At 34.6% G+C, this 24,957-nt stretch carries 22 protein-coding genes and 2 pseudogenes; 22 read left to right on the top strand and 2 right to left on the bottom strand.

What is annotated here, in order from left to right:
- Window positions 1-54 precede the first annotated feature (54 nt).
- A pseudogene (locus AXY_RS07140) lies at window positions 55-1,913 on the top strand (DNA polymerase).
- Between the two features lie 326 nt (window positions 1,914-2,239).
- On the opposite strand, the gene AXY_RS07135 reads toward AXY_RS07140, so the two are convergent.
- The gene (locus tag AXY_RS07135) at window positions 2,240-3,679 is read right to left on the bottom strand and encodes a DDE-type integrase/transposase/recombinase (RefSeq protein WP_015010126.1); all 1,440 of its coding nucleotides are present in this window, start codon (window positions 3,677-3,679) and stop codon (window positions 2,240-2,242) included.
- 166 nt (window positions 3,680-3,845) lie between these two features.
- Between AXY_RS07135 and AXY_RS07130 the strand changes: the two genes are divergently transcribed.
- The 21 genes and pseudogenes from AXY_RS07130 to AXY_RS07035 all read left to right on the top strand — a co-directional run bounded on the left by AXY_RS07130 (window position 3,846) and on the right by AXY_RS07035 (window position 23,925).
- Window positions 3,846-4,538 carry a Rha family transcriptional regulator gene (locus tag AXY_RS07130; protein ID WP_015010125.1) on the top strand — a complete coding sequence of 231 codons (693 nt, stop codon included), beginning with the start codon at window positions 3,846-3,848 and terminating at the stop codon, window positions 4,536-4,538.
- Window positions 4,522-4,950: a DUF7768 domain-containing protein gene (locus AXY_RS07125; RefSeq protein ID WP_015010124.1), complete on the top strand. Its 429-nt coding sequence runs from the start codon at window positions 4,522-4,524 to the stop codon at window positions 4,948-4,950. Before AXY_RS07130 ends, AXY_RS07125 begins: the two co-directional genes overlap by 17 nt.
- Complete coding sequence (locus tag AXY_RS13250; RefSeq protein ID WP_015010123.1) at window positions 4,947-6,770, top strand: arsenate reductase/protein-tyrosine-phosphatase family protein; 1,824 nt, start codon at window positions 4,947-4,949, stop codon at window positions 6,768-6,770. Before AXY_RS07125 ends, AXY_RS13250 begins: the two co-directional genes overlap by 4 nt.
- A gap of 343 nt (window positions 6,771-7,113) precedes the next feature.
- Window positions 7,114-7,989, top strand: coding sequence for an aminoglycoside phosphotransferase family protein (locus AXY_RS07115; protein WP_015010122.1), 876 nt, complete (start codon window positions 7,114-7,116; stop codon window positions 7,987-7,989).
- Between the two features lie 200 nt (window positions 7,990-8,189).
- Window positions 8,190-8,612 carry a DUF1801 domain-containing protein gene (locus AXY_RS07110; protein ID WP_015010121.1) on the top strand — a complete coding sequence of 141 codons (423 nt, stop codon included), beginning with the start codon at window positions 8,190-8,192 and terminating at the stop codon, window positions 8,610-8,612.
- 120 nt (window positions 8,613-8,732) lie between these two features.
- Window positions 8,733-9,599, top strand: coding sequence for a GNAT family N-acetyltransferase (locus tag AXY_RS07105; protein ID WP_015010120.1), 867 nt, complete (start codon window positions 8,733-8,735; stop codon window positions 9,597-9,599).
- Between the two features lie 216 nt (window positions 9,600-9,815).
- Window positions 9,816-10,163 (top strand): PadR family transcriptional regulator, encoded by a 348-nt coding sequence (locus AXY_RS07100; protein ID WP_015010119.1) that lies wholly within the window; start codon window positions 9,816-9,818, stop codon window positions 10,161-10,163.
- Window positions 10,163-11,128, top strand: a complete 966-nt coding sequence (locus tag AXY_RS07095) for a hypothetical protein (protein ID WP_041450134.1) — start codon at window positions 10,163-10,165, stop codon at window positions 11,126-11,128. Before AXY_RS07100 ends, AXY_RS07095 begins: the two co-directional genes overlap by 1 nt.
- A 230-nt stretch (window positions 11,129-11,358) precedes the next feature.
- Window positions 11,359-11,823 (top strand): GNAT family N-acetyltransferase, encoded by a 465-nt coding sequence (locus tag AXY_RS07090; RefSeq protein WP_015010117.1) that lies wholly within the window; start codon window positions 11,359-11,361, stop codon window positions 11,821-11,823.
- 22 nt (window positions 11,824-11,845) lie between these two features.
- Window positions 11,846-12,061, top strand: a pseudogene (locus AXY_RS13245) (nucleotidyltransferase domain-containing protein); the annotation flags it as partial.
- A 6-nt stretch (window positions 12,062-12,067) separates the two neighbouring features.
- Window positions 12,068-12,796: a class I SAM-dependent methyltransferase gene (locus tag AXY_RS07085; protein WP_041450306.1), complete on the top strand. Its 729-nt coding sequence runs from the start codon at window positions 12,068-12,070 to the stop codon at window positions 12,794-12,796.
- 187 nt (window positions 12,797-12,983) lie between these two features.
- Entirely contained in the window at window positions 12,984-13,328 is a 345-nt protein-coding gene (locus tag AXY_RS07080) for a zinc ribbon domain-containing protein YjdM (RefSeq protein ID WP_015010115.1), read from the top strand.
- Window positions 13,329-13,793: 465 nt separating this feature from the next.
- Window positions 13,794-13,964 carry a hypothetical protein gene (locus AXY_RS12785; protein ID WP_015010114.1) on the top strand — a complete coding sequence of 57 codons (171 nt, stop codon included), beginning with the start codon at window positions 13,794-13,796 and terminating at the stop codon, window positions 13,962-13,964.
- 112 nt (window positions 13,965-14,076) lie between these two features.
- Window positions 14,077-15,903: an alpha-galactosidase gene (locus AXY_RS07070; protein ID WP_015010113.1), complete on the top strand. Its 1,827-nt coding sequence runs from the start codon at window positions 14,077-14,079 to the stop codon at window positions 15,901-15,903.
- A gap of 12 nt (window positions 15,904-15,915) precedes the next feature.
- Window positions 15,916-16,815, top strand: a complete 900-nt coding sequence (locus AXY_RS12285) for a rhodanese-like domain-containing protein (protein ID WP_051007533.1) — start codon at window positions 15,916-15,918, stop codon at window positions 16,813-16,815.
- Window positions 16,816-17,217: 402 nt separating this feature from the next.
- Window positions 17,218-18,339 (top strand): nuclease-related domain-containing protein, encoded by a 1,122-nt coding sequence (locus AXY_RS07060; protein ID WP_015010111.1) that lies wholly within the window; start codon window positions 17,218-17,220, stop codon window positions 18,337-18,339.
- Window positions 18,340-18,628: 289 nt separating this feature from the next.
- A complete protein-coding gene (locus tag AXY_RS07055; protein ID WP_015010110.1) occupies window positions 18,629-19,915 on the top strand; it encodes a Glu/Leu/Phe/Val family dehydrogenase in 1,287 nt (428 codons plus the stop codon).
- Between the two features lie 179 nt (window positions 19,916-20,094).
- The gene (locus AXY_RS07050; RefSeq protein WP_015010109.1) at window positions 20,095-20,415 is read left to right on the top strand and encodes a DUF3784 domain-containing protein; all 321 of its coding nucleotides are present in this window, start codon (window positions 20,095-20,097) and stop codon (window positions 20,413-20,415) included.
- A 155-nt stretch (window positions 20,416-20,570) separates the two neighbouring features.
- Window positions 20,571-20,870, top strand: a complete 300-nt coding sequence (locus AXY_RS07045) for a hypothetical protein (protein WP_015010108.1) — start codon at window positions 20,571-20,573, stop codon at window positions 20,868-20,870.
- 216 nt (window positions 20,871-21,086) lie between these two features.
- On the top strand, window positions 21,087-22,427 hold the full coding sequence (locus AXY_RS07040) for an amino acid permease (RefSeq protein WP_015010107.1): 1,341 nt from the start codon (window positions 21,087-21,089) through the stop codon (window positions 22,425-22,427).
- A gap of 31 nt (window positions 22,428-22,458) precedes the next feature.
- Window positions 22,459-23,925 (top strand): protein adenylyltransferase SelO, encoded by a 1,467-nt coding sequence (locus AXY_RS07035; RefSeq protein WP_015010106.1) that lies wholly within the window; start codon window positions 22,459-22,461, stop codon window positions 23,923-23,925.
- A gap of 55 nt (window positions 23,926-23,980) precedes the next feature.
- Here AXY_RS07035 and AXY_RS07030 read toward each other — a convergent pair whose 3' ends face one another.
- Entirely contained in the window at window positions 23,981-24,802 is an 822-nt protein-coding gene (locus AXY_RS07030) for a squalene/phytoene synthase family protein (protein WP_015010105.1), read from the bottom strand.
- Window positions 24,803-24,957 lie beyond the last annotated feature (155 nt).

Genomic DNA, 24,957 nt, shown 5'->3' with positions numbered 1-24,957 from the left:
ATAAGGTGGTGGTGTGTGCTGCCACCTTATTTATATTGGAAAGGACGGTAAGAGATGAAATCTATTTCAATAGATATAGAGACTTACTCAAGTATTAACTTAGGGAAATCTGGGGTTTATCGCTATGCCGAGAATGATGATTTTGAAATACTTTTATTTGCTTATTCGGTAGATGGTGGAGAAGTAAAGGTTGTAGATTTAGCCAATGGAGAGAAAATTCCTAGAAGTATTATAGATGCCCTTAAAGATGATGAAATTATCAAATGGGCCTTTAATGCCATGTTTGAAAGGGTGTGACTCTCTAAGTTTTTAGGCTTAGAAACAGGCAAATATTTAAATCCTTCATCCTGGAGATGCTCCATGGTTTGGTCTGCCTATATGGGTCTACCTCTATCCCTTGAAAGTGTAGGTGCAGTACTAGGTTTAGAAAAGCAAAAATTGACGGAGGGCAAAGATCTAATAAGATATTTTTGCATACCCTGTAAACCTACAAAAGCAAATGGTGGAAGAACTCGTAACTTCCCAAAACATGATAGAGACAGGTGGCAGAGGTTTAAAGAATACAATGCCCGTGATGTAGAAACTGAGATGTTAATTCAAGAAAAACTATTTAAATTTCCAGTGCCTGATTTTATTTGGAAAGAGTATGAGATGGATCAAATAATAAATGACCGTGGGATTGCCATAGATATGGATTTTGTAAAGCAAGCTGTTTATATAGATGGGGTTTCTAGTGAAAATCTAATGACTGTTATGCAGGATATTACCAAACTAGAAAACCCTAACTCGGTGCAACAGATGAAAGGGTGGCTTCTAGAAAATGGAATAGAAACAGAGAGTCTAGGTAAGAAGGCAGTTGCAAAACTTCTGGAAAGTGCCAAGGAGCCTTATAAAACAGTATTGGAACTTAGACAAAAGCTTGCTAAATCTTCTATAAAGAAATATGCAGCAATGGAAAATGCAGTATGTGGTGATGGACGGGCAAGGGGGATGTTTCAATTCTATGGTGCTAATAGAACAGGCAGGTTTTCAGGAAGGCTTATTCAATTACAAAACCTACCTCAAAACCATATGAAAGATCTAGGAGAAGCTCGGTCACTAGTTAGAAGTAAAAATACTGAGGCCTTAGAATTACTCTATGAAGATGTTCCAGATACATTATCCCAGCTTATTCGCACCTCATTTATACCTAAAAAAGATAAAAAGTTTATTGTTGCAGATTTTTCAGCTATTGAAGCTAGGGTTATTGCATGGCTAGCAAATGAAAAATGGAGAATAGATGTATTTGCAGATGGCGGAGATATATACTGTGCTTCAGCTTCACAGATGTTTAATATTCCAGTAGAGAAAAATGGGATAAACGGACACCTTAGACAAAAAGGTAAAATTGCAGAACTGGCACTTGGCTATGGCGGAAGCATAGGAGCCTTAGACATGGGTCTTAAAGAGGAAGAATTACAGCCTCTGGTATATGCCTGGCGGCAATCAAATCCAAAAATTACTAAGCTTTGGTGGGATGTTGACAGAGCAGCAAAGAACTGTGTTAAGGAAAAAACCCCTACTGAGACTCATGGAATAAAATTCATTTATCAAAGTGGAATGCTTTTTATTGTTTTACCATCAGGTAGAAAGCTTGCCTATGTGAAGCCTAGAATGGGCGAAAATAAATTTGGTGGGGAGGCTGTGACCTATGAAGGGGTCGGCGGAACTAAAAAATGGGAACGAATAGAAAGCTATGGACCAAAAAAGGTTACTATATTGTGGCCCATGTCCATGATGAAATAATAATAGAAGCAAACATGGATGCATCTCTTTCACAGGTTTGTGAGGAGATGGCAAAAACACCTAGCTGGGCAAAGGGTTTATTATTAGGTGCAGATGGCTTTGAGTGTCTGTTTTATCAAAAAGATTAAATTAAATTTTATAAAAGCTCAACTTTCCCTTCCTCCTGTGGCTATTAAGTAGAGGCACTTACCTCTAAATAAAATCGGTAGTGTAAAAAGTTCTATGAAAACTACCCGATAATAAAAACTCTCATCTATTTTGAAGGAGAAAAATAACCGCCATCGCCCTTGACAAACACGACAACGATTTACCTGTGGGGTGTCAAGGGCGAAGGGAACAAAAGTAGGCATGACAAATAGCCCTTGACTTTTACTAGTATAAATCGCTGTCTAGTTCGGTTTGTCAAGGGTTCGCTTCGCCGGTGGCTGAATGGTCGGGCTCAGCTAAACAAAAGCTAGGCCGCTTGCTGCTCCGCCAAAAAATCCTGAGCCATTGATATAAGTTTTGTCCATCTTTCAGGCATGTTGGGCATCATTTCAAGCTCTGGAATCATTACAGGAACTTTGTTTTCCAGTGAAGCATGTGGACGTAGGAAGTTAAAATAAGCCACAAATAACGTCACATAGGAAACAGATCCTTCTTGGGAGCCAAAGCCAGTTGTAGCTCTATAGTTGCCTTTGAACGAGCGATTGAGCCGTTCAATGATTTGTTTCAAGGGACGGTACTCCTTGGATACAGGGTCTTCATTGGTTAAGCCAATCACCTTGTGAATGTCAAAGTGTATCCCATGTTGCGCAAAATAATGTTGCGCCAAAATGTAGATGGGATTACCGTCTACGACAAACATTAAGTCTTCAGGAATCTCTTTAAATTTCTGAAGTACTTGATCCAAGGCTTTAATGGCTGATGGTGTATCCCGATTAGGTGAAACAGGATAAGACAAAATAATTTTCTTTACGGCATCAAAAAAGAAAAACAGATAGTGCCATTTCCCTTTTACACGAATGTATGTCTCATCTCCACAGAAGCTATTAGAGAGCTCATAAGGATAATGATCGACGAAGGGCTTTGTGATAAGGGCAACACTATTCATGTAGTTTAGGATAGTTTGATGCGATATTTTCACACCGTGAACATCGTACATTAATGCAGCCGTTTTACGGGCTGAAAGCCCATAGTTAACATGGTAGGTCAGAATAAGCCCCAACGTGTGTGGTGACACATAAATCTTTGAAAGATCTACTTTCGGGCTTATAGGTGACTCCTTCGCTAAAGGCTTAAAATCAAAGTTAAACTCACGGAAGATATAACGAACTTTAAACGCTTGAGGGTCATTTTTAAATTGTTGTTTCTCTTCCTTAGTCATCTTACGTAGATTTTTCTTATAAAAGGAACAGTTATTGTTTTTACACTTGTAAACGTAAAAATCTCTACGTTCCTTAATTCTCTCTAAAGTCTTTAAACAATGTGGACATTTGATAATGGCTTCCTTGAGGAAACGATTTTGTTTACTAAATAAGCACGCACACACTTTACATTTGTACTGTCCGCTATTACCGTTATTCGCGTAAAGGTATTCGGACGGCGCTGAACATTTTGGACACGTCAGTGTCTCTGGCACTGTAACCACACTATTTTTACGGCGAGTGATTGGTTTTAGGACTTTACCGTGTTCAACTTTGTAATCATGGATAAGCTTTTTATAGTCTAGCTTTTCAAGGGTTTCAATGACAGGCATATCATCAACTTGTAACTTTCGATAAGGTTTGTTGACAGGCTCATCGAATGGAGCTTTCGCAACGGATTTGCCTAGCAGAATCCCTAATAATGCATAAATTATTTTTTCTTGAAACTTGATAAATTGAAGCAAATAGGTTATAAATTGAGGGTACAACTTGTCACTTCCTATCTTGGATTTGGTGTGAGTCTGGTAACCTCATCAAACACCAAGATTCGGGGGGTGGCAAGTTTTTTGCATTTAAAGACTATTAAACCAAGGTTTTAACAAGTTTTTACTATAAAACTTTTGACAATACGATAAAATCACAGGAGGTTTTTTTATGAAAGAACTGATACCTAAAGACAAATATAGTGTGTTTGCTGACACCAATGATACAGCAAGAGTAGATAGTCTTTTTGTAGCAGAGTTTTTTGAAAAACAACACAAACACGTCCTGCGGGATATATCTAGAATTACTGAGCCCAAATCTGGGCTGAGTGAAGAATTTATTAAAACTAATTTTAAAGCTGGTTTTTATAAGGATTCTACTGGAAGAAAGCTACCTTGTTATTTTATGAGCAGAGATGGTTTCACTATGTTAGTGATGGGATACACAGGACCAAAAGCTATGAGATTCAAGGAGATCTACATCAAAAGATTTAATGAGATGGAGCAGTTTATCAAAACTCTTGTATCTGCTAGAAAAGAATTCCCCTTGCTTACAGATAATATCAAGTTACTTCATGAAAATCCAAAACCATATCATTTTAGTAATGAATGCGACATGTTAAATCGAATTGTAACAGGTATGTCTGCTAAACAATTTAGAATAGCCAACGGGATAGAAAAGGGAAAAAGTATCCGTCCATATCTATCAGAATCACAAATTAAGATGTTAGAAACATTACAAAAGGTAGATGTTGGACTTTTGGTAGCTGTTCCAGAATATCAGCAGCGAAAGCGTTATTTAGAGTGGTACAAAATGAAAATTGAAAACAGCGAGGAGGTTAACAAGGGTGACAAAAAAGATTAGTAAGTTTAATGCTGAGGGTTATCATGATCCCACTCCCCATGAAGCTTTAACAAATATTTCGAAGGAAGAAAAGAAATCTAAGTTTAGACCATTAGTATATATAGCTTCCCCTTTCTCAGGAGATATGAAAAGAAATGCGGAAAGGGCTAGAGGTTATTGTAGACTGGCAGTTTCTAAAGGCTATATTCCACTAGCACCGCATCTTCATTACCCTCAATTTATGGATGATGAGGACAAGGAAGAAAGAGAGCTGGGTCTGTTCTTCGGCCTTGTTCTCTTGGGAAAATGTAATGAAATGTGGGTCTTTAATAAAATTTCAGCTGGTGTAGCCAAGGAGATAGCTAAGGCAAAAAAGCGTGGTATGCCTATTAAATATTTCAACGATAGGTGCGAGGAGGTCGATGGTCTATGAAAATTGCTATAGGTAATAGTCGCATGGATAAAAAGTGGAAAAACAAAGATATTTCATGGACTGACTTCTGTGCCAGAGTAAAAACAACACAAAGAACAACTGAGACCGTTGAAGAATATAGAAAAATGAAAAAAGGCATGCAGGATGATATTAAAGACGTGGGCGGTTTTGTTGGAGGATATTTAAAAGGAGGCAGACGGAAAAAAGGCAATGTCTTATGTCGGTCTATACTTACTCTTGATATGGATTATGGCACTCCTGATATTTGGGACCAGATTACTATGTTCTTTGATTTTAAATGTCTTGTCTATTCTACCCATAGACATACTCCAGAGAATCCAAGACTTAGACTTATTATTCCACTTTCCCGTGAAATAAGTGAAGAAGAATATGCAGCTGTGGGTAGGATGGTTGCAAAAGAAATAGGAATAGACCTCTTTGATGATACAACCTATGAAGCACATCGTCTTATGTATTGGCCTTCAACCTCTTCAAATGGAGAGTTTGTATTTAAAGAACAAGATGGAGATTTATTAAATCCAGATGACTTTCTTTCAAAATATATAGATTGGAGGGATACTTCAACTTGGCCAGTATCGAGTAGGCAATCTGAAATTGTAAAAAGAACTGTAAAAGAGCAAGCGGATCCTTTATTGAAAGAGGGTATTGTAGGAACCTTCTGTCGTGCTTATGGAATTCGTGATGCAATTAAGAAATTTCTAGCTGCAGTTTATGAGCCATCTGCCTTAGAAGGACGCTATGACTATATTCCAGCGGATAGTAGTGCTGGAGTAATAATTTATGATGATAAATTTGCATATAGTCATCATGCTACAGATCCTGCTAGTGGTCTACTCCTTAATGCCTTTGACCTTGTTAGAATTCATAAATTTGGCTCTTTAGATGATAGGGTCTCTACAACCACATCCCCAGGAAGGATGCCTTCATTTAAAGCTATGTCAGAGTTTGTCATAAAAGATGAACTGGTAAAGGCTGAGTTTGTAAAAGAAAGACAAGCACAAGCCAAAGAAGAATTTAGCGATGAAGACTGGCAGACTTCTTTAGAACTAGATAGACAAGGAAAGATAAAAGACACCTTGGATAATTTTGTTTTAATCATAAGGCATGATGATGGCCTACAGCATATAGCTTTTAACTGCCATCGAGACGGGATTGATGCTAAAGGAGGCCTTCCTTGGGAGCAGATAAAAGGTGGCTGGAATGATTCTGATAACGCCTTGCTTAAAGTTTATCTAAGTAATAAATATGGAGTTTATTCACCTACGAAAACTAAGGATGCAATTCTAGCGGTTGCAACGGAAAGAGCCTACCATCCTATAAAGGATTTTTTAGAATCGCTTCCAAAATGGGATGGTATTAATCGAGTAGAAAATCTGTTAGTAGACTATTTTGGAGCTGCTGACAATTCCTATACAAGAGCAGTTATATGTGTTCATAATTCATGTCGAAGTCAAATAGCCGAGGCACTTGGTAAGCACTTTGCAGGAGATATATTTGAAAGCTACTCTGCTGGTACAGAAACAAAACCTCAAATTAACCAAGATGCTGTGCGCCTTATGAAAGAGCTTTATGATATAGATATGGAGAAAACTCAACATTCAAAGTTGATTGATGATATACCTCCAGTAGATATTGTTATTACAATGGGGTGTAATGTGGAATGCCCTTACCTTCCATGTAAACACAGGGAAGATTGGGGGTTGGATGATCCTACAGGTAAGAGTGATGAGGAATTTATAAAAATAATATCAACAATAGAAGCAAAAATAAAAGAGTTAAAAGCAAGACTAAAATCATAATAATTATAACGCCAATTACAAATCTAGTAGTTGGCGTTATAATTATATGTCGTTATGTTCCCGCCTACTGATAGTGTAAAAAAAGCCTTGATATAAGGGCAAGTCCAGGTTTCTACCATGAAAAACCTCGCTCGGGAACTGCCTTGTTTTTACTTTGTGCGAACAGGTTGAAATAAGCAAATTTCCTTTTGACAGAGAGATTTAGATGTCAGTGCTCGTCGAGTGTACAGGTTAGATGTACACATAATAAGATCAAAAATTGGCTAATCATCATTCTTATAATGTTTATTAGCCTATACAGTAGAATAGTTAAGTATGATTATGTAGGGGAGCGAATTAATAAATGCTACAATTCAGCTTTATTTCTAAAGAACCTATTAACAAAGGTTGGTCATGCGACAAAAAATATTGTGTTACAACAGCTACTGGTGTTAAATACCTCTTGAGGGTTACTCCAGAAGAAAAAAGCGCTAATCGTGCAGATATGTTTCGTCTGCAGAAGCAGGTAGCGGATCTCGGTGTTTCTATGTGTAAACCAGTAGAGTTTGGGAAGTGTGATGAGGGTGTTTACACTATTTTGACGTGGATTGATGGCAAGGATGCTGAAGAAGTTATCCCCTTTCTTGAAGAATCAGAACAGTATACTTATGGTCTTGAAGCAGGTAGAATACTTAAAGTAATTCATTCGATTCCTGCTCCAGAAGGTCTGCCTGATTGGGAATCTCGATTTAATGCAAAAATGGATCATAAAATCAAAATGTATAATGAGTGCCCCATCAAATTTGATGGAGCAGAAAACATCATTGCCTATATAAAATCTAACCGTCATTTACTCGCAAACAGGCCACAGTGCTTTCAACACGGTGATTATCATATCGGCAATATGATGATTGAAAATAATAATATAGTTATTATTGATTTTGACCGTTACGATTTTGGCGATCCTTGGGAAGAATTTAATCGTATTGTATGGTGTGCGCAAGCTTCCCCTATATTTGCTTCAGGTATTATAAATAGTTATTTTGATAATGAAGTGCCGCTTGAATTTTGGAGGTTGCTTGCATTATATATTAGCAGTAATCTTCTTTCTTCTATACCATGGGCTATTCCATTTGGTGAAAGTGAAGTATATACCATGATCAATCAAGCCAAGGATGTGCTGAGTTGGTATAACAATATGCAAAATCCTATTCCAACTTGGTATATCAAGCAGATATAAAAACTTTAGTATAATAACGTTTATATGTTATGTGTAATCTCGTTATATGGATGCAAAAAAATCTCACTAAAATTAAGGAATTACTTAAATTTTGAGATTTTGTGCAGTTTCTGTGTTAGGCATCTAAATCTCTACCACTTTTCGCTTCGGAGATTGGCTATAATAGATTCTAATAAAGACACAAAAAAGGAGTCAATAAAATGTCAGAAGCTAAGATGATGGAAAACGACAATAGTGTTATTGATTTTATTGAACAGATAGATAATGAAAAGAAAAAAGCTGATGCCTACAAGCTATTAGCCATTTTCGAAGAAACAACTGGTTTTGAGGCGGAAATGTGGGGATCTAGTATTATCGGATTTGGTAAGTATCATTACAAGTACGCATCAGGACGTGAAGGTGACGCACCTTTAGTTGGCTTTTCTCCTAGAAAAGCTAAACACAGTTTGTACTTACTCCATGAAAGTGAGGAAAGAGATAAACTGCTCGAAAGCTTCGGTAAACATAAGACAAGTAAAGCATGTATTTATGTAAATAAGCTTGATGATATTGATATTAATATTTTGAAGGAGCTTATCAAACGTACTGTTGAAACCTATCAAAATCTTTATCCTGAAAATTAATATGATGATCTAAATGGAATGGAAATATGTAGATGTCTAATTATTGTGTCTTCATAAAATTCTATTCGCTAAAGTAACGATATGCGTAAGTTAATCTTTATCGTGGCAGGTGATGTGATAATGCAATTTAAGCTGTATACAGATGTGCATGAGTTTTACCAAGATACCTACGATGTATTGATGCGTCATGAGGCGCAAAATATGATTCCCCTTGGTAATCTTATAATCGGGAATGAAGGAAAAGATAAGACAGATTGGCGTGATCCTAAAAATTGGTTGATGGCAACCATTTCGGATGATAGAGGTATAATACTTACAGCATTAATGACACCACCGCATAACATGACACTCTATGCAACGGACAATATAGTTGACCTAGAAGCAATTAATTGTCTGATTGATGGAATTGATGATTATGAAATTCCTGGTGTTACGACGGAAAAAATCCTAGCAGAATGTTTTGCTAAGGCGTATACCTCTCGTAAAGGATTGAGCTATTCTACAACTATGAGTCAACGCATTTATGAGCTTAAGGCTGTAAATCCAAACATCAAGCAAAATGGTGAGGTTCGTTTACTGGATGAAAGAGATATGTACTATTTCCCTTACTGGGTTGAAGCATTCTATGCAGCAAGTCATTATGGAAATACAGAGATGTCTATACCACAGAAAGAAGTAACATACCATTACCTATTATCAACAAAAAAACTCTACGTTCTGGAGGTCAATGGGGTACCTGTCTCAATGGCAGGATATACAAGAACAATGAAAACAGCGATTGGAGTAGCATTTGTTTATACACCACCATATTTTCGTGGTAAAGGCTATGCCAGTTCTTGTGTCGCTCAAATTAGTCAGATGGCGTTAGATAAAGGATTTACTAGATGTGTCTTATACACAGATTTATTAAATCCCACATCAAATAGTATTTATCAGAAAATTGGCTATGAGCCTGTTTGTGATTCTTTAATGCTTAAATTTGAATGATATTTATCAATAGCAACCTCTAACAATATTTAAGTCCTTGATATGTGTTTTAGTACATATCAAGGATTTTTTTATAAAAAACTGATACTACAGTATTGCAGATAGCAAAAAAATTATGAATGTGTATTGAGTAATTAAATTATTTAGAACTAATTAATAATACTTTGTTTACAATAGTGTGTGTCGCACACTATAATGTAATTGGAAGGTGATTGCATGGAAAATAATAAAGCTGATTTAGAAAATGGAATTATTCAAGAACTTAGGAGAGGAACTATTACTTTGGCTGTATTAAGTCAACTTAAACAGTCACAATATGGCTACTCCTTGATTGTTCTTATGAATGAAAAAGGCTTTGATATAGAAGCTAGTACATTATATCCTCTCTTGAGGAGACTAGAAAAACAGGGAATTCTAGAAAGCTCTTGGAATACTGATGGATCGAAACCAAGGAAGTATTATCAGCTAAGTGAGCTAGGCAAAGATGTATATTTAAAGCTTTGTACTGCTTGGTCTGATCTCAATACAGTAGTGAGTAACTTAATTAATGAGGAGGATGAATGATGATAGAAAGATACATTTACGCAGTAACTCAACAATTGCCAAAAAAACTAAAGGATGAAATTGGAATTGAATTGCGATCATTAATTAACGATATGATTGATGCGATGGATAATACGCTGTCTGAAGAAGAGAAAATAGATAAAGTATTGCGAGAACTTGGAGATCCAAAGGAACTAGCCAATCGATACAAAGGAAAAGAGAGATATTTAATCGGTCCAAATTACTATGATAAATATATTTTCGTAGTGAAAATTGTTGCTTTTGCGATTTTTATTGGAATATCAATTTCCACAGGATTAGGAATTATATTCTCTTCTAGTAGTATAACCGAAATGATTGGTGGATATATAAGCGTGCTATTTTCCGGTACAATACAAGGAATAGCGTGGGTAACAGGTATTTTTATTTTATTAGAGTATAAAGACATTCCTGTTGAAACTGGTTTTGAACATGATAAATGGGAGCCTAATCAATTGCCAGAATTACCTGATCAAAAAGCTGTGATTTCAAGAAGTGAATCTGTCTTCGCCATTATGGTATCAACAGCTGCTTTATCATTTGTTTTTTTCTTACCGGAGTTAATTGGCGTATATTATGAACCTGGAGAGGCAGTTAATATCATTTCGATTTTTAATATTGAAGTGCTGTCTTCATTTAAGTTAATTATTTTTCTAATCTTTGCAATTAATATTTTGGTCGAGCTAATAAAAATTATTAAAGGCAAATGGACAGTGAATATTGCTGTTATTACTAGCGTGTTAAATTTAATTTCTGCTGCTATGTTTATTTCTATCATTTATAAGGCAAATATTTGGAATAGTGAAGTTGTTCAAAAGCTTGAGCAATATACAACGATATCTTTCGAAAGATTACTATTTATAACAGCGGCAATTATTATCATCATTACGATCAGTGAGTCTGTAACAGCTCTTTATAAGGGAATAAAATATGGGGGTAAAAAATAATATAGAAGGTAAGTTTATTACCAATACATTGATGGGGATTTAGCAGTTGACATAGTAATGTATAAAATTAAATAAAAAACAAGGTAATGGCTAGTAGGTGAATTGAAGTATTTTACTTACTGGCCATTTTTCTCGCTTTATAATTGAAAGAAATGTAAGTATAATGATGAGCAAGAAGATAAATTGTTTTCATTTAAAGCTATTAAAATCATTTAGAGAGAAGTGAACGTATGAGTGAGTATAAAATAATTAAATTATCTAATAAACAAGAGCTTAAAGATGAAGCGGCAAAATGGTTTCATAGTAAATGGGGGGTCCCTCTAGAAGCGTATCAAGAAAGTATAGAAGATTCGCTAAAACCAGAAGCTGCTATTCCATCTTGGTACGTTTGTTTGGATAATCATAATATTATTGGAGGACTTGGTGTTATAGAAAATGATTTTCATAATAGAAAGGACCTCACTCCAAACGTATGTGCATTATATATTGAAAAGGACTATCGAGGTCAAGGGATAGCTGGTGAATTATTAAACTATGTATGCGCAGATATGGCTGAACAAGGGATCTATCAACTATATCTTTTAACAGATCATACAGAGTTTTATGAAAGGTATGGTTGGGAATTCTACTGTATGGTTCAGGGGGATGGAGAACCCAATCAGTCACTTATGTATATTCACAGATACAAAGAATAATAAAATTTAAGGATTGATCACAATGAATAGAATAATAAAAACAGTTACTGATGAATATAAATCGACACTTGATACATTTGTGAAGCGAAATATTGAAATTTTAGGTGAGAACCTAGTTGGCATCTACCTTCATGGTTCTGCGACACTAGGTTGCTTTAACCCAAATATTAGTGACCTAGATTTGATTATAGTCATTAACTCTAATATTTCAGATCAAATAATGAAGTTAGCAAGGAGAATAAAAATGCAAGAAAATAAATATGATCATCCTCTGTTCTTTGAAAAATACAGTCAAATGGAACGCTCTAAAAATGGTTTGGCTGGTGCTGGGGAATGGGAGACACTTAAACGAATTCTTCCTAAATTTCAAAATAAACACGTCCTTGATTTAGGTTGTGGCTATGGTTGGCATTGTATCTATGCGATGGAAAAAGGTGCTTCCTCAGTAATAGGTGTTGATCTATCACAAAAAATGCTGGAAGTAGCAAAGCAAAAAACCAAATTTAAAGAAGTTGAATATATATGCCAATCGATAGAGGATGTTGAGTTTCCAATTGATAGTTTTGATATCATTATCAGCTCATTAGTATTTCATTATATATCTGATTATAAAGCCTTAATAAAAAAGATTTATCAAATGCTTAAGCCAGGTGGAGAGTTGGTATTTACATTGGAGCATCCAATCTATACTGCGCATGGCTCACAAGATTGGTATTATAATGAAGCGGGAGAAAAAGCGCACTTTCCTTTGGATCATTACTTTTATGAAGGGAAGCGAGAAACGACATTTTTAGGTGAAAAAGTTTTGAAACAACATCGAACACTGACAACTTACTTGAACACGCTTATTTTAGCTGGCTTTACTATACAGCAGGTTGTAGAACCAGTACCTTCAGATAATATGTTACACGATCCTGAAATGAAAAATGAATTACGTCGCCCAATGATGTTAATTGTGTCTGCTATAAAATAAATGTTTGATAAAAGAGATTATTTTAATTAATAGAAATGGTTGGCTATGTATTATTATTGTGTTTTTATGTCATTTATTTTATTAGTGCAGAGTTAATTAGGTTCCGCTACCTCCCCTTGTCGACACTAGAGCAATCTGAATAAATATGTTAGTATGGTTAAGATATGTAAAATAGGAGGTGCAAGTTATGTCAGGATTACCAAACTGTCCAAGCTGTGGTTCTGAGTATACTTATGAAGATAGAGATTTAATTGTTTGTTCATTATGTGCACACGAGTGGAGTTTAGACGCTGAGTCAACTACAAATGAAGAGACGATAACTGATTCAAATGGAAATCCTTTAAATGATGGGGATACTGTTATTGTGATTAAAGACTTAAAAGTTAAAGGTAGCTCATCAGCAGTTAAAAAAGGTACAAAAGTTAAAGGAATCAGGTTAATACTTAATGCTAAAGACGGACACGACATTGATTGTAAAATTGATGGTTTCGGTGCAATGAAATTAAAATCTGAATTTGTGAAGAAATCTTGAGAAAAATTGAACTAAAAAAGGCTCCCTTTTTGTAAATTCTTTAATTAGTTAAGGAATACGAAAGGGAGTTTTTTTATCAGGATAAATAGGTTAATCGAAATGTAAACGTGTAATTTTTATAAAGGAGTAATGATTAAAAGTAAAATCATCAAAATTACAAAAAAATTTCAGTGTTATCGAACTAAGTTGTTAATATATTTTATGGATATTATTAGATAAGTGCATTTTTAGGAGAGTGACGGAATATGGATTAATGAATTAACTAAAATATTTATATGAAAGGTGAGTTTTATATTGCAGACTTGTTCAAATTGTAATGAGTTAAATGGTAAAAACCGAACGGAATGTTTTAGGTGTGGTGTTCCATTAAGTGCAGTTAAAACATATAAGAAGATTTGTCGTCAGTGCGGATTAATATTTCCATAAATAGCTGAAAATTGTAGTGAATGTGGTGGGAGATTGTCTGTGTATGCAGAAGAAAATCATTATAATCATGTAAGCGATGATGACAGTGGATGTTGGATGTATATAGTATCAATTTTTATTCCTTTCATAGGAATTATTTTAGGGTTGACATATATCGCAAAAAATGAAGATATTGACTTAGATCCATTGCATAAATACTTTTTAAATTAAATTAATTAATGTTATTGAACTATATAGATGAACATGCTAAACTTTTAATTAGTTTAATAGTAAGAACATGAAATAATTTTAATTAATAAGTGTGATTAAAGGAGGAAATGTAATGAGTAATAATGAGGTAAAGAAGTCATCAATCGCAACATCAAGAACAGCACCAGCAGTTCTGTCAGACGCTGAATATATGTTTCCAGCGTTTACAAATGATAAAGTACTTCTAAATAAAAAGAAAGATAGACTACCTGCGATGGGGTGGAATAGTTGGAATGCTTTTGGGAGCAAAAATAGTGAAGCGCTAACAAAAGCAATGGCAGATGCAATTATTGATTTAGAATTAGATAAGTTAGGTTATAAATACGTTGTTCTGGATGATGGATGCTATAAATCAGAGCGTGTCGATGGTTTATTATCAAATGAGACTGTGAAATTCCCGAGCGGTTTTAAGTCATTATCTGATTACATCCATAGTAAAGGACTATTATTTGGTATGTATAATGATATCGGTACAAATCTATGTGCAGGTGCAGCAGTGGGAACATGTGGTTATGAAGATGTAGATACACAGTCATACGTTGATTGGGGTGTTGATTTCTTAAAGGTTGATAACTGTTACTACCTATGGGACAATGCTACATTTTCTGATGAGACAAATGCTAAATATACATATGCTCCAAACATTAGAAGCATCACAGTATCTGGAGCTGATGTGGACCAAACATTAAGCGCAGTAAACGATGGTAAGCTTTTAGGAAATGGTGCAGTGAAGTCTGAAGATGATTATGTTACAAATATCGGAACATTTGATGGGACTCATGGTGATGTGACGCCAATAGGTGAATTATGGTCTGAACTTGCATTTACTGTAGATGTACCAGAGGCAGGAGAATATGCTATCACAGTTAATTATGCAAGCGGAGAAGAAGTTGGAACTGGTCGCTGGTTACAACTTGCTGTTGGTAATATCGAAAATGAAGTTAGATATTTTGATGATTTACTTCCTCTAACTGAAACAAAAACAAGCTTTATCAACTCAGAAGAGATCATAGTTTCTCTAGCAAAAGGGGAAAATGTTATTCGCTTAATGAATCATAGAAGACAGGAAAACACCTTAAATTCTTATGCAGCATTTTTAGAAGGATTAAATGCAGCTGATCCAAATCATGAAATCGTACTTTCTATTTGCGAATGGGGAAAAACACACCCACATCACTGGGGCTATAAAGTTGGTGATTCATGGAGAATTTTAAATGACATTACCTTTAATGTAGGATCAGACGGTGATCCAGGTAAAGCAGTTTGGAGTGATGACTATACAGCAAGTATTACATCACAATATAATAAAGCTGTTATTATGGATGAGTTCGCAGGCCTTGATAAAGGCTGGAATGACCCTGACATGCTCGTAATAGGGATGGATGGATTAACACAAACTATGAACGAAACGCATATGGCAATGTGGTGTATGATGAATGCTCCACTTATGCTTGGTATGGATTTAAGACGAGTGAAAAAAGGTGATGAGATCTGGAATATCATTGCAAATAAAGAACTTATTCAATTAAACCAAGATCCATTAGGTATTCAAGCAAAAAGAATTTACTGCTCACTTGATCAAGAAAATCCTGATACAGTATATGTAAAAGACAATAACCGTGTAGATATTTTAGCTAAACCACTAGCAAATGGGGATATTGCACTTAGCTTTATTAATTTAAGTGATGAGCTAGAATCAAATGTTCATCAAGTAGATGTCGAGCTAATTATTAAGTATATTGGAGATAAAATGGTTAATGCTGATCAATTTAAAAATGCACGTAACTTCACCGTAACAGATTTGTGGACAGGCAACCAAGAGACTAATGACAATGGCATTTTCTCAGTTAAAGATCTTAACGCTCATGATAATCTGACGGTAAGAGTAACGCCAAATTAATAGTGATAAATAATGACTGAAAATCTAAATCAATCCAATGCAGTAGATCAATTGTTTACTAGTGTAGATAATCCCTTAGAAAAAGAATCGATTTGTAAATTGGTCCAGCTTAATATTCTTCAGGAAAATGATCTAGCATTATATAAATCTGAAGAAAAAATTACAACTGAACAATTCGTTATTTGGCTGATAAGAAGTGTTGTATATTTTAAGGGGAAAGAAGAGTCAACACACGAGATTTATACACGTGATGCTATGGACTATTGTATTCAAAAAGGGATTATTGAAGATTATGACATGCTTAATCGGCAAAATCCAATTGAGCGTCGTCAAGTAGCTAGAATTGTTCATGATACGCTTAGACTTGAATTATATGAAAAAGATGAGCATGGCTGGTCAGCCGCGAAAAAATTAACAGATATTTACAGTTGTAGAACTTGCGTCCAGCATATCGCACAGGTCTATGAAAAAGGGATTATTGAAGCCGATCAGCCTAATATTTTTAATCTGATGGGGAATATAACTCAAGCTCAAGCTACGGCAATCATTTTGAGAATGGTCGATAGATCATATCGTAATCCAAAAACAAACGTTAGTTTAGTTAATAGTATTGAATTAACTCCTGAACAGGCTGATAATTTGCTTGTTAATAATGATGGCGTGTTATTAATTGATGTTCGTTCAAATGAGGCATATAAAAATGGACATATAGCAGGGAGCATCAATTATCCATTATTAATCATTAATCAAAACCCTAATATAATCAGTGATGATAAGAATCAACCAATTATTTTATACTGCCAAAAAGGGTACCAAAGTAAACTAGCTGCTGATCTATTAGTTAATGCTGGTTATACAAAGGTTTACACAATTCCAGGCGTTGAACAGAATGGTTATGATTTAGTTTACTGATGGTATATAATTGATTAATTTCAAACAGATGATAATCTTTTAAGGTGTTAGTTCATTTATACAATGACTAACACCTTTTTTCTAATGAGTATTTTCCGATATATAACAATCCATGCTTATGTAATAAAATTCAAAATAGAATTAATGATAGAAATATAGTATACTAACTAGGTTATTAACGTTTAAGGAGAATGTTTGACGATGTTTTTTTGAATAGTAGACAGAATAAAAAGTATTGTTAAAAAAATATTTGAACTGATCTTAGCAGTAATAGCTATCATCTTTGAACTGGGGTTCTATGGGACTATTGGGTTATTAATTATTGGATTTTTACTTGTAACTATTATTTCGTTATATTGGGCTGAAATAATAAAATACGGCGTTATCATTGTATCGATTATTATGGGGATATCTTTAATTGTAAGTACATATAGCAAGCGTAAGCGTCAATATGTGAGCCAAGGTGTTAATAAAATTATTAATCAGCGTTTTTCCAAGTATGAAAATGCTGTTTCACCATTGAAAGGCGATTTATCTATCATATTAGAAGGAAAATATAAAAGTCCTACTACAATAAAATTACCTTTAGATAAACAAGAAAACTTTTTAGCAAATCAAATACAAACTCTTGATAACATTGGTGTTGATAAGCTACGAAAAATAACAATTTATCTTGACCCGATTATGGAATACTATTATAACGCCATAATAGATAAGGCTATGAAGTTTGGGATGTCTAACGACTTTATCAAGTATTATGATCGTCATTTGAAAAAATTCACTGATTATTATCGTGAGATTTACAATGAACAAAGAGCTAAGCTTAATGGTGTCCAGTTGGGGAAAATAGGCGAGGACCGAATGGAAAAAGAACTAAAATCATTTGAAAAGGTACAAGGGTTTAAAACTTTATCAAATGTGCAATTACAGTTTGGTAATAAATCATTCGAAACTGACTTCTTAGTTTTTTCTAAGCATGGTATATTTTCAATCGAAGTGAAAAACATAGGAGAACATGCTAATTATTCAATTCAAATCAATCCTGATGGACAATGGCTTAAGGTATTTGATAACGGTAATAAAGTACCGATGCAGGATATATCTTCTCAAGTAAACTATCATATGAGTATGACAGATGGGCTATTTGCGCAATACATTGAGGAAACAGGTAATCAAGTTCCAGAAGTTAAACCAATTATCATTATTGCCAATAATAATGTCGTTGTTGATAATTTAGCGAATTTACCAATCTATCGTGTAAGTCAGTTTATACACATTATGAGAAATGAACCAGTGATCATGAATGATACTGAAATTGAACAGCTATACAATTGGATTTCACAATTCCAAGTACCGACAAAAAGTTATGAAGTATTAGACTACACAGAATGTATCAAACAAGGATATCAAGTCTTTGAAGAAATTAGCGTACACTTAAATGTAATTGATGAATTAGTCAATGATTTGGCATTTAATACAGATGATTATTTCAAAAAAGAAATAAAAAAATCGATTAAACATTGATATAGCTCATAAATCAAAGACTTCTCATACAATATGAGGAGTCTTTCTATTTAAATTACAGCTATTAAAGTTAGTCTAAAATGGGTATATAAAATATACGATGACAAACGAAACATAAAAGATGAAATGAACTATTTGAACTTTATTATGAGAAGTTTTTACAAACAGTCGTAATTTATTTCAAGAAATTTCAGATAATTTACTTGAAATTTTAAACTAAATCGTCATAATTGTTTTATAAGTCATTTTAATTTAAACTTATAAAAAATGAAATTGGAGGAACTGATTAGTGACACAAGATAATTATAATGCTTATCAAACAGCACAAGAACAATTTGATCATGTTGCAGACTTAATTAACTTAAACCAATCTGCTCGTGAAATGCTTCGTGAACCAAGTCGAGAATTTCATTTTACTATACCAGTGAAAATGGATGACGGAACAACAAAAGTCTTTAAAGGATACAGAATTCAGCATAACGATGCAAGAGGCCCTTCTAAAGGTGGGATTCGCTTCGATCCAAATGAAACAGTCGATACAATTCGTGCTCTATCAATGTGGATGACTTGGAAGTGTGCCGTCGTTGATATCCCTCTAGGTGGAGGAAAGGGTGGAATTGTCTGTGATCCAAGACAATTATCTGATGCTGAACAAGAACGACTCTGCCGAGGATATGTCAGACAATTAGCAAGAAATATCGGAGAAGTGATTGATGTTCCAGCTCCAGATGTGATGTCAAATGCACAACATATGTTATGGATGTTAGATGAATATGAAACAATTCGTGGTGGACATTATCCAGGAGCAATTACCGGTAAACCAGTCGGTATGGGTGGTTCATTAGGTCGAACAGAAGCTACTGGATTCGGTGTTATTTATACACTTCGTGAAGCACTAAAAACTCAAAATATTGATATTACAAAAACGACAGCAAGTATTCAAGGCTTTGGTAATGTAGCGGAATATGCAGCTCGCCTATATTCTGAAATGGGTGGTAAAATTATCGCTATTTCTACATGGGATAATCAAGATAAAAAAGCCTATACTTATCGCAATTTAAAAGGAATTAATGTTGAAGAATTGGTGTTGATCAAAGATAAGTTTGGAACGATCGATAAAGAAAAAGCTGTTCAAATGGGCTATGAAGTATTAGATGGAGATGCTTGGTTAGAACAAGAAGTAGACATTTTACTTCCATGTGCACTTGAAAATCAAATTACAGCTGACAAATTCCCATTAATTAATCAGTCTGTAAAAGTAATTTGTGAAGGCGCGAACGGTCCAACAACTCCTGATGCTGATAAATTAATTAAAGAACGAGGAATTTACTTAGTTCCTGATTTCCTTTGTAACGCAGGTGGAGTAACGTGTAGTTACTTTGAGCAAGTTCAATCAAATATGAACTATTTCTGGGATAAGGCTGAAGTACTTGAAAAGTTAGACAGTAAAATGACAGCTGCGTTTCACGCAGTTCATGAATTAGCAGAAGAAAAGGAATTATATATGAGAGATGCAGCATACGTTATAGCAATTGAACGAGTTGCAAATGCAGTAAAACTTCGTGGCTGGATCTAATTAATGATTGAAAACCTAAGTTTGTAACTAAACCAACAAGCTTAGGTTTTCTTGATATTATAGGAGGCTATATAAAATTGGGGTGAGTAACTAACGATATAGACTATTACTTTAAGTTGCTTTAAATATAACAATAATGATCATGATGAAAATAAAAAGATAATATTGGAGGTTAAACGATGTATATTTTATTTCTTGTAGGCCTTATCTTAATCTTATTGGGATTCATGGTTCATATATTAAAATGGTATTTTTTAATTTCAGGATACAACACAATGTCAAAGGAGAAACAGAAAAACGTTGATACTGAAGGACTTGGACGATTCATGGGAATATATTCATACGTAAATGGAGCCGTATTTATTCTAGCAGGAGCTTTGTATGGATTTGGTTATGAAAATTCCATAATACCAGCTACTATATTTATCATCGTGTCTACAATATACTTCATTATCAGAGCACAGAAATTTGATCATAACAAGACTAATAAAAGTAAATAATAATAGTACATAATAAATATCTGTCATATCATCATGCTTTCGATTGTCCCGACAATTTAGTGTGGAAAAATAATTAAAAAACTTGATCTCGGTCAAGTTTTTTTTGTTATTGTTCAGTTATGCTTAACTTAAATAAGTGAAAGGGGCAATGGATTATGACTAAGACATCTTTTACAAAAACTATTAACGATGATTTTCCATTACTAGAAAAATACACACCTATACTCGCGAGAGTTCATGGTGACGGACATCCTGAATTAGCTGAAGTGCGTGATATCTTTAAAGCAATCAATGATAAAGTGAAACAAAATGATTTTAGCCAAATAGATTTATCAGCTGATTTTAAACAATTACGGATAATAACGAATGACTATACGGTACCAAGTGATGGATGTGAAACGTATAAAGCAACTTATGAGATGTTAGCAAGAGCTGATCAAGCTTATCATGATTAATAATAAGATTAAGACGGTAAGATAATTAATGGAAATTATCTTACCGTTTTTTTATGTTAATTTTTCTTTAATAGGTCAAGATAATCACGATACTATCACGAAAATGAGATAGCATTTAGCCCGAATTTCTAGTAAGATTGAAGATGGACTTTTTGACTTGAGCGGATAGTGTGAAATGGTTAAGAGTTACTTTTTTGAAAATGAGGAATAGATTAGATGGATAATAATCAGACAAACATGAAAAAAAACTTAAAAACAATTGATTTAGTCTTATTAGGTCTTGGAGCAGTTGTTGGTACTGGTATCTTTGTAATTACTGGTACAGCTGCAAACGAATATGCTGGTCCAGGATTAGTTTTTTCATTTTTAATTGCTGGTATCGTCATCATTATGATTGGCTTATGTTATGCGGAGCTGTCATCACGGTTACCATTAGCAGGTGGGCCTTATGCATATATGCTTGCGATAGCGGGAAAGCGCATTGCATGGATTGCTGGGTGGTTGACGATTTGGGAATATCTGCTTGCATCAGCTTCAGTAGCTTCTGGTTGGTCAGGCTATGTAAATGGATTTTTAGAGGGTTTAGGTATGCCATTACCAACAATCTTTCAAGCTTCATTTAATGCAGAAGCTGGTACGTACGTAGATTTAATTGCCATTATCATGACGTTACTTGTTACTTGGCTTGTCAGTCAGGAAACGAAGAAAGCCTTAAGACTTAATAACATGCTATTTTTCTTAAAATTTATTATCATTGCCTTATTCATATTAATAGGTATGTTTTATATTAATCCAGAAAATTGGACACCAGTTATGCCTTATGGTTTATCAGGTGTCACATCTGGTGCTACATTAGTATTTTTTGCATTTTTAGGTTTTGATTCAATCAGTATGTCGGCAGAAGAAGTGAAAAATCCTCAAAAAAGCTTGCCAAGAGGTATATTAATTGCGATCGGGATTTCTACATTATTATATATATTAGTTACACTAGTCTTAACTGGAATCGTTCCATATACAAATCTAGGTGTAAAAGATCCAGTAGCATTTGCACTTCGTTATGTTGATCAAGGATTGATTGCTGCTGTTATTTCTGTAGGAGCAATTATTACTTTGTTAACGGTGTTGATTGCTATGTTATATGGATTAGCTCGACTTCTTTATGCAATGAGTAAAGGTAAGCTTTTGCCTAGTTATTTGAGTCAACTTAATCAACAAACCCAAACACCACAAAAAGCAACATGGGCAGCTGGGTTAATTGCGGCAGTATTTTCTGGTGTTATTCCATTGCAATCTTTAGCTGAGTTAACTAATTTAGTAACACTTGTTGTGATGATGATGCTAGCGATCGGGTTAATCTATCTTAGAAAGCAAAAAGGTGAGCCGACGAAAGATGAATTTAGAGTGCCTTGGGTACCATTTATTCCAATTATAACTGTTTTAATAACATTTTATTTAATTTTACAACTAAGCTACACTACATGGGTCATGTTTGGTTTTTGTATGTTGTTGGGCATCATGATTTATTTGATTCATGTTAAAAAAATAGATAATGTGTAAGCAATAGCGTATCATTCTGAAAGGAGCGATCATGATCGAAGTAAAAGAGATTGGTTGGCAATTTGAGGATAGCTATACTACTTTAGCAGACAAATTTTTTACCTTTACAAATCCCAATCCAGTTAAATCACCAGATTGGGTAATGATTAATGAGGATTTAGCAAATGAGCTCGGTCTAAACATTAATCATTTGAAGAATGTTGAGGGCTTGAGGGCATTATCTGGTAATCAGATTCCACGCGGTTCAAAGCCAATTGCGCAAGCCTATGCTGGTCATCAATTTGGTTATTTTACAATACTAGGTGATGGACGGGCAATCCTTTTAGGTGAACAGATTACACCAAATAAAAGTAGATTCGATATTCAGTTAAAAGGAGCAGGTAAGACACCATACTCAAGAGGTGGTGATGGTCGGGCAGCGTTGGGGCCAATGTTAAGAGAATATTTAATTAGTGAGGCAATGTATGGATTAGGTATTCCGACCACAAGGGCGCTCGCAGTCGTCACAACTGGTGAACAAGTGATGCGTGAACAGGCATTACCAGGTGCAGTTCTAACCAGGGTAGCGTCAAGTCACTTGAGAGTGGGAACATTTCAATTTGCGAGACAGTTTGGTACAATTCAAGAATTAAAACAGTTGGCTGATTATGCAATCAGTAGACATTACCCGCACCTGACTGAACTACGAAACAAATATATATTATTCCTGAAAGAAGTAATAGAAAATCAAGCAAAATTAGTTGCAAAATGGGATTTAGTTGGCTTTGTCCATGGCGTAATGAATACAGATAATATGACAATTAGTGGAGAGACAATAGATTATGGACCTTGCGCATTTATTGATCAATACAATCCGAGTACGGTTTTTAGTTCAATTGATCAACATGGAAGGTATGCATATAATCAACAAAAGCCTGTTGCAATTTGGAACTTAGCCCGTCTTGCAGAATCTTTATTACCCATTTTAGCTGAAGACAAGAGTCATGCAATAAATCAAGCTCAGTCTCTACTAAAATCTTTTTCTGACGTTTATGATCATGCTTGGACTGTTGGAATGAAAGCAAAATTAGGGTTTTTTGAAGTAACGAACGTTGAACAATCGTTTATTGAGGAATTTCTAAATCTGATGAATAAGTTTCAAGCAGATTATACAGATACATTTCGAGCGTTAACTGTAAATGATTTTAGTAGGCAAAAATGGTTTAAGTCAAAGGAATTTAAGCATTGGTTTAGTAAATGGGAACAAAAAATAGCTCAACAAACTGCTTCAAAAGAAGATATCACAAGATTGATGAGACGTTCTAACCCGATGATTATTCCAAGAAATTATTTAGTGGAAGATGTACTTGAGAAGGCTGTTAAAGATGGGGATTACGAACCATTTACAAAGTTACATCTAGCTTTAAAAAATCCCTATGCATATTCAAATGAGCAATTGGCGTATATCAATTTACCACCAGAATCAGATCAACGATACCAAACATTTTGCGGTACCTAATTTAGTAATTAGAAAAGACCTACTCAATTGTCAAAATTGACAACTGAGTAGGTTATTAGTCTTCAATAATGTCTGCTACAATTGTTTTAACTTCGGAGCGCGTCATTTTTTCGCGACCATTTTTCATAACAGATAATGTTTTATCAGCTAGCTTATATGGAATTAGACAAAAAATCTTGATATTGTTATTCGTAAGTGTTTCAATATATTGTTTTGCTAATTGGAGATTCTGATCGGCATAGTTAAATAAATCTCCTCGAGTCCAATCATTCGGTAAGAAATTCACGCCACGATCATAATCTTCATCTTGATTACGAAGAATATTCACGCATTGTAAAGCCCTGCCGAAGCCAATAGCGAGATCTTGATCAGTCTTAACATCGTCATACCATTGCCATATTTCTGAAAGCATCACACCTACAAGACCAGCAACATAAAAAGTATAATCATCAAAGTCTTCTTTCGTTATAATGTCCCAATTCCTCTTCGCCCATTTTGCCATACCATTTGCCATGACACCAGTATAATGCATAACTTTACCAACAACGTCATTCGGACAAAAGTCAAGCCAGTCTGCTAAGCGAATCGTAACCTCAGGTAATTTATCATGATATGGTTGAATTAATTCTTGATATCCTGATCGGCTAAAATGACTCTCGAGCATGTGACTGATTCGAGTGAGTAAACAGCTCTTTACGTCTATTGATAATTCTTCATGATCTTCAATTTCATCAATTGCTCGCATACAAAGATAAGCCGAAGCAACAGTTTTCTTTAACTTAGGCTTTAATAATGTAATAGGGATATAAAAAGTTCGACTCGTATCTTTTAATACGCGTAAAGCATCCTGATATAACTTTTTTGGTTCATTATTCAAAGATAATCCTCCTCTTGATACATACAAAAGCAATTATATATTAGTCTATCAGTTTAATCACAATAAACGCAAGAATGAGCTAGAATCGAAATTAAGTTTATTTGACTAAGAACATTTGAAAGTAACTTTTGTCTATCCAAGATAACAATCAAAAC

The sequence above is a fragment of the Amphibacillus xylanus NBRC 15112 genome, from assembly GCF_000307165.1.
Lineage (GTDB): Bacteria > Bacillota > Bacilli > Bacillales > Amphibacillaceae > Amphibacillus > Amphibacillus xylanus.
The sequence above is the reverse complement of the archived record's forward strand: the minus strand, read 5'-3'. Positions and strand labels throughout refer to the sequence as shown.